Raw genomic sequence first — 11898 nt, 5'->3', positions numbered from 1 at the left:
AAGCCGGTCATACCGGCGAGCGGCGTCCTGTGAGCCAGCGCCGGGCCGGCTGTTCGACCACAACATGCAGCAGCGTCGCCAGAGCGAGCACGGTGCCGGCATAAATCAGCGCCCCGAAGGGCGCAGGCACCTGCGTCGTCAGGTCGAAATGCGCGCGAAAAGTCTCCTGCACGATCTGGTGCACCATGTAGATGGCATAGGAGATGTTTCCCAGGAAAACGAGCGGCGCCGTGGACAAAAATCGCGCGACCATCCCGCGTGATTGGGCGAGGATCGCGATGAGCGCCAGCACCGGCAGCAGCAGGCCGCCCCCCTGGGACAGCCACTCTGCGAGCGGGACGCTGATGAAGGGATGTACGGCGATCGCCAGATCGGTGACGTAAATCAGCCCGGCAATGATGAGGCCGACCAGCAACAGCTCGACGAGGGTTGCGGCGGCCACCGAGCGCGGCAAACCGCCCCGGGATCGGCGCAGGACGAAGCAGAGCACCATGCCGCTCACGAATTCCAAGAGCCGCGGCAATGGATTGATCGCCATCAGATTGGTGCTGGTCGGCGCACTCTGCGATCCCGTGTAAAGCGGCAATTCAAGGGTCGACGCGATGCCGGCAAGAAGCAGCACCAGCGCCAGCGCCAGCAGCACGACCGCGGTGCGGCTCCACGCCATGATCAGAAGGAGGACGGGAAACGACGCATAGAAGAAGGCCTCGACCGAAATGCTCCAGCTCACGGCATTGAAGCTGAAGGAGATCGGGAATGACGGAACCCAAGCCTGAAGCAATAAAAGATTCAATGCCGCTGTGGTCCCCCAGGACGGCAACAATTGGGAAGGAAACGGCACCAGCAACAGCGCGGCGGCAATGAAGCAGATCAGATGCACCGGCCAGACCCGCGCGAAACGTGCGCGGAAAAAAGTCAGCGTCGCGGGTATGTCGTCAAGGCGTGGATGGACATAGGTGAGGATGAACCCGGATAGAACAAAGAAGAACATGACCCCATTATGCAAAGGCAGTTCTGTCTGGGGCAGCCCGTAGCGCCCGCCCGAATGATGGAAGACGATCATGGCGCTGGCGATGAAGCGAAAACCTGTGAGCGATTCTATGCGCGGCGGCCGGATGACCACCTTGGTCACGGCGCCGGCATGGTTGCCTTCCTCGCCCCCTGCATACGCCGTGCAACCACTCCCTGCCTTCATGCTGCAGCCCCTACCGCATCTGGCGTCGACACACGGCGCCGACCGTGATTACACCAAGACCGGCCTGCCCGCGACAGGGCCCCGGCCGCAGGAAGCGGCACTCTTCACACCGTCCGCGGTTATGTTTATTGCAGAAGCACTTCCACGCGTGTGTCCGATGGTCTGCCAACATGAAGGGCACTCGGCGCGAAACGGGATATGCGTCGTGCCGCCCCTCTCTCCTTCCGGATTCTCATGAGCGTCGGCGTGCTGCCACCACTACCTGTCGTAACGCTCGAACCTGACGCGACGCGGACGGGTTTTCGGCTGCCCGTGGGCGTGCGGCTGCGCGCGCGCCGCACGGGGCAGCCCTTCGTGGTCAAGGCGGAAGGCGCGACGGGCCGGGTCGGGCTCTCCATCCTCGGCCCCTCCGGCGATCTGCTCGACAGGGTGTCGGTCGCAACCGGTCATCTGTGTGGCCTGTGGCTGCCACGCGGTTCGGCGCATTTGCTGGCGGAAGGGCCGGCGGGGGAAGCGGTGCGCCTCAGCTACAGCCCGCTGGGGCGCGGATATCATTTGTGGCGGGCGCTCACCGGCGCGCGCTCGCTCCATGAAGCGGCCGGAGCGCTGCGTACTGCCAAGCGCATGCGGCGACGCCTGAAGCAGGTGCTCTGGGCCTCACCGGCGGCGACGCCCCTGGGCCTGCCGACCTATCGGCGCTTCCGCCATTGCCATGTCGGTAATTTCGCGCAAATCGTCGCCCCGGACGCCGCGCCGCGCCTGCATTTCGTGTCGCAAGCGGCGGACGTGCCCCTGAAACGGCTATCGGCCTGCGCCGCCGCGCTGAAGCAGCAGACCGACCGGCAGTTCGACTGGTATGTCGGCGTGCCGGCGGCCCGCCTGGCGCGCGAAGGAGCCGCGATCCGCAACCTGCTTCGCGACGCCGTTCTAGTCGAGACCGATGACGACGAACCGATGGCCTGCCTGGCAAAGGCGCTCGGCCTTCCTGCCGAAGGGCTCATCGCGCCGCTGGACGCCGAAGGCATGCCGACCCGCGATGCGGTTGCGCTGATCCGGGCGGCCTTTGCGGCGCATCCCGACTGCGAGTTGCTCTACACCGACGAGGAATATGTCGATTCGCGGGATCGACCCGTGGACGTGGCTTTCAAGCCGGCTTTCAACCGCCACCTCCTGCAGGCGATGAACTATGTCGGCCACCTCACCGTGCTGCCCGCGCCGGCCGTGCGCGCGCTCGGCCTCCAGGCCGAATTCGGCGCGGCGGCCCTGTACGACCTGTTCCTGCGCCACGCCGCCAGCGTGGAGAACGCGCGCATCCTGCACGTGCCGCGCGTTGCCTATTCCGGCCGCGCCAACGGGTCGGGCTTCGCAGACGACGAGACCGCCCGGCTGGCGGCCGCGGCGCTGTCCCGCCACCTCGCGCTGCCTGTGACCCTCTCCGGCGGCGGGCGCCACCTGCGCGCCCTGTACCCGGTGCCGCAGCCCGCGCCGCTGGTGTCGATCGTCATCCCGACCCGCGACCGGGCGGGGCTGCTTCGGGCGACGGTCGAGACGTTGCTGGAGCACACCGCCTATACCCATTACGAGTTGATCATCATCGACAACGGCTCGACGGAGCCCGCCACCCTCGCGCTGTTCGAGGAAATAGCCGCGCGCTGGCCAGCGACCCGGGTGGTGCGGGACGATGGTGACTTCAACTTCTCGCGGCTGTGCAATGCCGGCATCGCGGCCGCGCGCGGCGACCTCATTCTACTGCTCAACAACGACATGGAAGTGATCGAGCCGGGCTGGCTCACAGAGATGGTCGCGCTGGCGAGTCTGCCGAAAACCGGAATCGTGGGCGCCAAGCTGCTCTATCCCGACTGGAGCCTCCAGCATGGCGGCTTCATCATCGGCTTGCGGAGCGGCACCGGAAGCCACTGGTTCTCGCATGCGCCGGCCGATGCGCCGGGCTATCAGGAACGGTTGCTGGTCCGGCAGAACCTGTCGGCCGTGACCGGCGCCTGCCTCATGATCCGGCGCGATTGCCTCGATGCCGCCGGCCTGCTCGATGAAACCCAGTTTCCCGAGGAGTGCAACGATGTCGACCTGTGCCTGCGTGCGCGCCGCGCCGGCTATGACGTCGTGTTCACCCCGTTCGCCTGCCTTCTGCATCATGAATCGGCGACGCGCGGCATTGAGGACGCGTCGCGTCCGTCCTCACGGCGCCTGACCGAACGCGCCCGCTTCGAGCGGATCTGGTCGGTGTCGACACGCACCGACCCCCATTTCAGTCCGAACCTGGAGCGCGATAATGAGTTCGCGCTGCGGGCCCCGGCACCACGCGGCGCGCTCGATCCGCGCACCGATGCGATTTAGCCGGGCGCGAATGCTCAGCGAGTGACGCCCTTGATGTTGGTGACGACGCTGTCCCAGCCGCGCAGCGTCGGGATGACGGCAAAGAGCCGCTCCAACGCATGGAGGTCCGTGCCGTCGTCCCGGAGCGGTTCGGGCGGATAATCCGACCAGTCGAGCCCAAGCTCGACGAAGGGCCGCAGCACGTCCGCGCGCATCCAGAACATGGTGCCAATGGGGAAGTTGATCACCTTGGGCAGCGAAGTGTGCCCCATCCGGGCCGCAATTCGCTCCGCCTTCCGCAGGTTGCGGGTCCAGCCGAAGATGTGGGGATCGTCCGGATAGATGAGGCCGACGCGCGCATCGGTCTCGAACCGCTCCATGATCCGATCCAGCATCCGGCCGCCACGGCTGCCGCCCAGGACGTTCTCCAGTAGGAAATCGCTCCACGCGGCCACGAAGGCGGCATCGCCGAGCTGGCTGCTCTTCTTGATATGGATGTGCCCCACGACATCGTATTCCGCGACCAGCCGCGCACCGAAGGCGGTGAGGAACGGGCCGATATCGCGCCCCATATTCGGGGTGTGCCGAATTTCCACGCGGCCTCGATAGGTGTCGAAGACGCGCTTCACCGACGCGACATCCGCACTTTCGCCCACGCTGATGAACAGGTCCGGCTGTGTCTGGTTGGCGAGAAGCCGCTGGGCGACGGCGGCCAGGCCATCGGTGAAATAGGCGTGGATATGCAGCGCGCTGCGCAGCGCGCTCGCGCGCGCCGGCGCGGCGGCGTCCACGCCCCCGTTCAGCACCGGGAGCAGCCAGGGCCCGGCGGGACGGTCCTTGCGCAGGAAGTCGGCATAGGCGTCCGACGTGCCGTCATAACCACTCTCGGGACTCTCCGCGTAGATGAACGGGTTGAAGCCCGGCTCGGGCTTGCGCGCGGCGCCGACCAGACCGAGCCGCTCGATATAGGCGTTCGCGACCTCGTGGCCCGCCTTCCCCGATATCGGGCCGGAGCCGAAGAAATCCGCCCGGAACGCATCGGAGCGCGCGATGGTCTCGGCATCGGCCGCCCGATTCTGCGCCCGCGCCCGCGCCCGCACCGCCAGCGCCTCGATGGTGGAGACGTAACGCGCGATGTCGATCGCCGAATCGGCATAGGTCTTGGTGCGGCGGGCCACGGATTGATAGAGCTCGTCCGACCGGGCCAATGCCGCCAGCTTTGCCGCCATGTCCGCCGTGTCGATGTAATCGGCGGTGCACTCGTCCTCGAGGCCGGCCTCGCTCAGCAGGTCGGCGATACCGGTCGCCTCCTTGAAGCAGAGCACCGGCATGCCACGCGAAAGGGCATCGATGCCCACATTCGGCAGCGGATCGAGCCGGCTCGGCAGCAGCAAGGCGTCCGAGAGTTCATACGCGTATTCGATCTCCGACGTTGCCGGCAAAATGGCCACGCGGTTCTCGATCCCGGCCCTCAGCAACTGGTCGCGCAGATAGACGGAATAGGCATAGTCCCGCTCCGGGGCATAGCCCGCGCCGATCCACGCGAAACGGGCATGTTCGGCGCCCGGCATGCTCAGCACCCGTGTCGCGATCTCGATGAACAGGTCCACGCCCTTGCGGATTTCCACGGTTCCCGCGCCGAGAACGACGAAAGCGCGCCGATCTCCCGGAGGGGCCAGCATCTGGCGGAGCCGGTTCTGTTCCGCCGTGCGGGCCGCATCCGAGGTCGGGGGAGAGGGGATGCGGCACTTGCCCTGCGGGGCGACATGCAGCCGAGGCGTAAAGTCGAGCAGATTGTTTTCAAACGCGTTCTCAAGCGTGAGGCGCGTCGAGAACACCGTCTCGTCCGCCCACCGCACCGCCTCGGGAAAGGCGGTCTTCTTGACCGTGTAGGAAGAAAATTCGTGCAGCAGCGCAACCGTCGGGACCGCATTCTCGTGCAGTGGCTTGAGCACGGCGTGACACTCGACGGAATTCACGATCGCGAAGGAGAACGCCCCGTCATTCGCGAGCCGGGCGATCAGACTGTCGTAATCGGCGGATTCCATGCTGTGAAGATTGGCGTCCACCACCTTCACGGCCACCTCGCAGAAATCCTCGATCAGCTCGCCGCCGGTCAGGCACATGAAGGTGACGTTGTAGCGGCTCGATAGCTGCTCGCCGATATTCAGCGCGAGGATCGGCGCGCCGGTGCGGCTGGCTTGATGGCTGACAACCAGGACGTTGGGCTTTGCCGCATCCGCTGCGCGCCGGCCGTCATAGATCCGCGCCGACCCGGCCATTGCCGACGACGAGACCGGCGCCACCGCCCGCTGCTGCGTATTGGAACGATAGGGATCGTATCGCCGCGCGCGCAGCGCGTATTTGGCCGCCTTGCGCGGGGACAGCGGCAGCTTTCCGCTGCCGAGCCATTTGTAAAGCCGGAACTTCATCTTGCTCACGACAAGCTTCCACGGCCGCTTGCGCGCCTTGGAGAGTTCGTTTTCGAGCTCCGCCACACGGGAGGCGGCTTCGCCACGCTTGGCGGTCAATTCGTGAACCTGGGCGATCAGCGCCCCGTTCATGGCCTGCAGTTCTTCGCGGGAATTGCCGCTGCCGGCTTCTCTCTGGGACGCCTCGCGCCCCTGGCGTATCACCGCGAGGCTGCCGGCCGCGATGTCGCAATCGAAGCCCTGCGCCTCCAGCACCGGCCGCCACTCCCGCGGCTCCAGCGTCTGCAGCACGGCCATCTTGACGAAGGGGAAGCCCTCGTCGATCAGTTCACGCCATTCGCCAAGGGTGCGGTTCTCGGTGGCCTGGCTGGGAAACAGCGCCGCGCCGCGCTTGCCCAGGCTCTCGAAGTAATCGAGCAGCTGGATTTCATAGGCCATGATGACTTCCTGCTTGTCATCCAGCCACCGGACATCGTCGAGGAATGCCTTCAGCGTTTGCGCACCCGCTCCCTTGCCGATCAGAAAATAGCTCTGGAGGTGGTGCTTGAATTCGTAATTGTCGGTCATCCCGACCAGCTCGGCATCGGAGGCGCGGGCCCGCGCCATCAGCGCCGCAAGCGCGGCCTCGCTGAACGGCCCCATCAGGCTGTCATTGACGAGGCACAGCAGCGTGGTGCGGGTCAGGTCGACCAGACCTGCCACATGCGCCCAAGCCGCGAAATCATAGCCGCCATTCTCGCGAATGAAGAGACCGTCGACCTGATCAACCAGGGCCGATGCATCCACCTCGTCGCCGCAATCGGCCACGACGATCAGCACGACACCGAGCCCGGCCCCCTTGAGCGCATTGATATAGAGCGCGACATGCGGCTTGATCGCGCCCGCGGGCGCATGCGTGATGAACAACGCCATCTGATTCAGCGCCGCGGGCTCCTTCACCCGCTCGATCATCGCCTCGGCAACATCGCGCGAATTGTCGGTCGCGTTTCGACGCCGGCCCTCGCTCTTTCCGTTGGAAAGATAATGCTGGAGCGGCTCGAAGCCGCCCTTCACCGTGTCGGGATACGTCTTTCTGTACCAGGCCGGGTCGAAATCCGGGGAGGGCTTCAGCCCGCTGCGCGAGCCGATCTCGATGTAATGCAGCAACGGATGCAGGCCGCTCGCCACGGCATGGGGATAGGTTTCCAAATACCACTTGGTCGAGAATTCGGGATTGGGATCCCGCCGCTCGCCGGCGCCGTGACTGAAGAAATGGCGCAGGGCCGCTTCGGGATGACGCGGCACATCGGCATAGCGCTCCGCATACCAAGCGGCGTCAAACAGCCCGGACGCCTCGATCAGCGCTTCCTCGGCGGTGAGTGGGGCAGGACGTCCGCGCCGCGATCTGCTCTTCGGCCGCAGCTTCTTCCAGAACCGCGACCAGCGGCGGCGGTCGAGCTTGTCGATGCGGCCGCGCAATGCGGCGATTTCCGCTTCGCTGCGCTCCAGCTTCGCGCGCGATGACTGGAGCTCGAGCGTCGCCAGCAACTGGTCGCGTTCCGCCTCCAGGGAGCGGACCTGCCCGATGCAGCGCTGGACATTGCCGTCCACCGCCTTGAGCGTGGCGTCGAGCCGGTCGAACATCTGCCGCTGGGCATGAAGCCGCTGCTCGGCCGATGCCCGGGTCTCGACATCCGACAGCACGATGGACTTCACCTCGGCGAGGCCGGCTTCGACGCGCCCGAGAAGCTCGCGGCGCTGCCCGTCATCGGAAGCGTTGCGATCGGCGCGCTCCAGACGCGCCAGGATCAGCCGCGCCTGGGCTTCGAGCTCGGACTGGGTCGGTGCCTCGGCACGACGCTCGAACAGGATCGCCCATGGGCAGAGGAACGAGCCGTCGAACTCCGCACGCGGCCCGAAACCGTGCTCGGCGAAAAGCTGCATCCAGTACAGCGGCGGCTGGACATTGATGTGGGTGGGCTCGGCGAAATCGCGGGGGCTCGACGAAAACAGAATGCGCGACCCGGCGGCGCACAGGTTCGCGATCGCGCGACGGCCATCCTCCTCGCTCATATGCTCGAGAACTTCGATGCAGGTCACGAGGTCATAGGTGCCCTCGATCGGATTGACCAGCGTGTCGCATTCGCAGAACGCCTGAAGGCCGGCCGGAACCTGGCTGATCGCGTAGCTGGAAAAGTCGCGCCCATAGGCCTCGATCCCGCGCCCGCGCAGGCACTCCACCAGGAAACCGATGGCACAGCCGGCGTCGAACACCGTCTTCGGGGCCAGGATCTCGTCGATCTGACGGGCCACTTCGCCGAAGAACTTCAACCAGTGAGGCTCGCCCCGATGATATGGCTGGCCGCAATGGGAAAGGAAATATTCTTCGCCGTAATCCTGTTCAGACACCAGACGACTACCTTGTACCTATCATTATCCACGACGCATCGCACGCACCCTACCGAGGCAGGCATGTCGAGCCCGGAAAGACTTTGGCGCTCGAACGCCGCGCAGCAGATTCAACGGCGCTTCAGCACATTATCGCGCAGATAGGCCCCATACGCGCTTTTGCCAAGCGCGGTCGCCAGCGTCTCCAGCTGGTGGCTGTCGATGAAGCCCTTCTCGAAGGCCGCCTCCTCGGGACAGGCGATCTTGAAGCCCTGGCGCTTCTCCAGCACGCGAACGAACTCGGCAGCCTCCAGCAGGCTGTCGGGCGTGCCGGTGTCGAGCCAGGCATAGCCTCGACCCATGATCTCGACCGACAACGAGCCCCGCTCCAGATAGGTGCGGTTGACGTCGGTGATCTCCAGTTCCCCGCGCGCCGACGGCTTCAGAGAACGGGCAATCTCCACCACCTCGGCGTCGTAGAAATAAAGCCCGGTCACTGCCCAGCTCGATTTCGGCGCGGCCGGCTTCTCCTCGATGGAGAGGGCACGCATCTTCTGGTCGAACTCGACCACCCCGTAACGCTCGGGATCGTTGACGTGATAGGCGAACACCGTCGCCCCGCTCGTCCGCGACATGGCGGAGGAGAACAGCCCGCCCATGCCGTGCCCGTGGAAGATGTTGTCGCCGAGGATGAGGGCCGACGGATCGGAGCCGACGAAATCCGCGCCGATGATATAGGCTTGCGCCAGCCCGTCCGGGCTGGGCTGCACCGCGTAACTGAGATTGATGCCCCATTTCGAGCCATCGCCCAGCAGCGCCTGGAAATTCGGCGTGTCACGCGGCGTCGAGATGATGAGAATGTCGCGAATTCCGGCCAGCATGAGCGTCGACAGCGGATAATAGATCATCGGCTTGTCGTAGACCGGCATGAACTGCTTGGACGTGACAAGCGTCATCGGATGTAGCCGGGTTCCGGAGCCGCCGGCGAGAATGATCCCTTTCATAAAGTACCCTCTGCAGGCTGGGATTGGGAAGCGGCGCCTTGCCCGAGCAGCGCGTGGACAACCTCGCGAACCCTTTCGCGCCAGTGCATGGCGCGCAGGCCGAACACCTCGGCGAAGCGATCGCTGGACAGTTCGGAATTGGCAGGACGGCGCGCGGGGGTCGGGTAGTCCGCCGTCGTGATGGCCGCCACTTCCGGCCGCCGGCCGGTCAGGGGCGCCGCCTCGTCGATGATCGCGCCGGCGAAGCCGTGCCAGCTCGTCACGCCGGTCCCGGCGAAATGATAGGTGCCGGCCACCTCGCGCCCGGCCACCAGCGCCTCGCCCGCCGCCAGCAGCGCGCTGGCAATATCGGGCGTGGCGGTGGGGCAGCCATGCTGGTCCGCGACGACGGTCAAACGGTCCCGTTCGCCGGCAAGCCGCAGCATGGTCTTGAGAAAGTTATGGCCGTGGACGCCATAGACCCAGGACGTGCGCAGGATGACATGGCGATCGAGAGCGTCGCGAAGCCGCGCCTCGCCCTCGGCCTTGGTCCGCCCATAGACGCCGAGCGGGGCGAGAGGATCGCTCTCGACATAGGCGCCGGCCTTGGTGCCGTCGAACACGTAATCCGTGGAGACGTGGACCAGCCCCGCCCCCTGGCGGGCGCAGGCGCGCGCCAGCACTTCCGGCCCGGCCGCGTTGATCGCCCGCGCCAGATCCGGCTCAGTCTCGGCCCGGTCGACCGCGGTATAGGCGGCGGCGTTGATCACAATGTCCGGCCGGTGCTGCGCCAGCGCGCCGGCGACCGCCCCGGCATCGGCGATGTCGAGCCCGGCACGGTCCAGCGCCACCAGACCAAGCCCTCGCGCGGCGGCCAGGGCCGCGGTCTCGCGCCCCAACTGCCCGCCAGCGCCGGTCAACAGAAGCTTCATTTGGTCAGCCCGATCCGGTTTCGATCGTAGCGCTGCTGGAGCGGCTGCCACCAGTCCTGGTTGTCCAGATACCAGCGCACCGTCGCCTCGATACCGCTCTCGAAATCATGGGCCGGCACCCAGCCCAGCTCGGTCTTGAGCTTGGTGGCATCGATGGCGTAGCGCGCATCATGGCCCGGCCGGTCGGTCACGAAGGAGATCAGCTTCTCGCGCGGGCCGATGGACGCATCCGGCACCAGCCGGTCCATGATCGCGCAGATGGTGCGCACCACATCGATGTTGCGCCGCTCATTATTGCCGCCGACATTGTAGCTCTCGCCGAGCCGGCCGCGGGTCGCGATCAGCTCCAGCGCCGCCGCGTGGTCGTCGACATAAAGCCAGTCGCGCACATTCTCGCCCTTGCCATAGACCGGCAGTTGCTTGCCTTCCAGCGCGTTGAGAATGGTCAGCGGGATCAGCTTCTCGGGGAAATGATAGGGCCCGTAATTGTTCGAGCAGTTCGACATCACCACCGGCAGGCCATAGGTGTGGAACCAGGCCCGCACCAGATGGTCCGACGCCGCCTTGGAGGCCGAATAGGGTGAATTGGGCTGGTAAGGCGTGTCCTCGCGGAACAGGCCTTCGGCGCCCAGCGTGCCGTACACCTCATCGGTCGAGATGTGGTGGAAGCGGAACGCCTCGCGCGCGCCGGCGTCGAGGCCGCGCCAGTAGCGCAGCGTCTCGTCCAGCAGGGTGAAGGTGCCGACCACATTGGTATTGATGAAGTCGGACGGGCCGTCGATCGAGCGGTCTACATGGGATTCGGCGGCCAGATGCATGACGAGATCGGGCCGGAAGCTTTCCAGCGCGCCGCGGAACGCCGCGCCGTCGCAGATATCGGCCTTGAGGAAGCGATGGCCGGGCAGGTTGTGCACCTCGGCGAGCGAGGTGAGGCTGCCGGCATAGGTCAGCTTGTCATAGGTGAGCACATCCCGCCCGGAGCGCACCAGGCGGCGCACTACCGCCGAGCCGATGAAGCCGGCGCCGCCGGTAACGAGGATGCGTTGGGGAATGCTGGTCATATCTTGATGGTCTACCTGGAACCGCGAATGGGATCAGAACGGTGTCACGTAATCGCGAAGACGCGGCTGGACCCTGTCCTTATCCGAGAGTGTCATATGCTCCGAACCGATGGGCCACTCTATAGCCAGATCGGCATCATTCCATAAAATCCCAGCGTCGTTTGGTCGCGAATAGGGCGCATCCACCTTGTAGGCGACGATCGTATCGGGCTCGAGCGTGCAGAAACCATGCGCGAAGCCCCGAGGCACCAGCAGCTGATGGCCGTTGTCACCCGTCAGCGTCGCAGCGGCCCATTTGCCGAAGCTCGGCGACCCCTTTCGGATGTCGACGGCGACATCGAAGATGGCGCCGCGCACCACCCTCACCAGCTTGGTCTGCGCGAAGGGCGGCGTCTGGAAATGGAGCCCCCGCAAAACCCCCACGGGGACCGACAGCGATTCGTTGTCCTGCAGGAAGTCGAAAGAAAGACCGAACTCTTCGAAATCCGACTTCTTATAGGTCTCGCAGAAATATCCCCTCGCATCGCCAAAGCGTTTCGGTTGAACAAGAACCACATCGGGAATCGAGAGAGGAGTGAACAAGCTCATCTAACA

Annotated in this window: 7 protein-coding genes; 1 reads left to right on the top strand and 6 read right to left on the bottom strand. The window is 65.5% G+C overall.

Going from position 1 to position 11898, the window contains the following annotated elements; genetic code table 11:
• Window positions 1–7: 7 nt before the first annotated feature.
• Entirely contained in the window at window positions 8–1195 is a 1188-nt protein-coding gene (locus tag MKI84_RS07730; RefSeq protein ID WP_241618172.1) for an acyltransferase family protein, read from the bottom strand.
• A 234-nt stretch (window positions 1196–1429) separates the two neighbouring features.
• Here MKI84_RS07730 and MKI84_RS07725 point away from each other — a divergent pair, with 234 nt between their 5' ends.
• Window positions 1430–3550 carry a glycosyltransferase family 2 protein gene (locus MKI84_RS07725; RefSeq protein WP_241618171.1) on the top strand — a complete coding sequence of 707 codons (2121 nt, stop codon included), beginning with the start codon at window positions 1430–1432 and terminating at the stop codon, window positions 3548–3550.
• Between the two features lie 14 nt (window positions 3551–3564).
• On the opposite strand, the gene MKI84_RS07720 is transcribed toward MKI84_RS07725, so the two are convergent.
• The 5 genes from MKI84_RS07720 to rfbC all read right to left on the bottom strand — a co-directional run bounded on the left by MKI84_RS07720 (window position 3565) and on the right by rfbC (window position 11892).
• Window positions 3565–8271, bottom strand: a complete 4707-nt coding sequence (locus MKI84_RS07720) for a rhamnan synthesis F family protein (RefSeq protein ID WP_241618169.1) — start codon at window positions 8269–8271, stop codon at window positions 3565–3567.
• A 188-nt stretch (window positions 8272–8459) separates the two neighbouring features.
• Entirely contained in the window at window positions 8460–9332 is an 873-nt protein-coding gene (gene rfbA, locus MKI84_RS07715; protein ID WP_241618167.1) for a glucose-1-phosphate thymidylyltransferase RfbA, read from the bottom strand.
• On the bottom strand, window positions 9329–10243 hold the full coding sequence (gene rfbD / locus MKI84_RS07710) for a dTDP-4-dehydrorhamnose reductase (RefSeq protein WP_241618164.1): 915 nt from the start codon (window positions 10241–10243) through the stop codon (window positions 9329–9331). The genes rfbA and rfbD overlap by 4 nt, the downstream gene beginning before the upstream one ends.
• The gene (gene rfbB, locus MKI84_RS07705; RefSeq protein WP_241618162.1) at window positions 10240–11304 is read right to left on the bottom strand and encodes a dTDP-glucose 4,6-dehydratase; all 1065 of its coding nucleotides are present in this window, start codon (window positions 11302–11304) and stop codon (window positions 10240–10242) included. The genes rfbD and rfbB overlap by 4 nt, the downstream gene beginning before the upstream one ends.
• Window positions 11305–11337: 33 nt before the next feature.
• On the bottom strand, window positions 11338–11892 hold the full coding sequence (rfbC, locus tag MKI84_RS07700) for a dTDP-4-dehydrorhamnose 3,5-epimerase (protein ID WP_241618160.1): 555 nt from the start codon (window positions 11890–11892) through the stop codon (window positions 11338–11340).
• Window positions 11893–11898 lie beyond the last annotated feature (6 nt).

It is taken from the genome of Ancylobacter gelatini, assembly GCF_022601675.1.
Lineage (GTDB): Bacteria > Pseudomonadota > Alphaproteobacteria > Rhizobiales > Xanthobacteraceae > Ancylobacter > Ancylobacter gelatini.
Note: the sequence above shows the minus strand (reverse complement) of the source record. Positions and strands in the feature narration are given on the sequence as shown.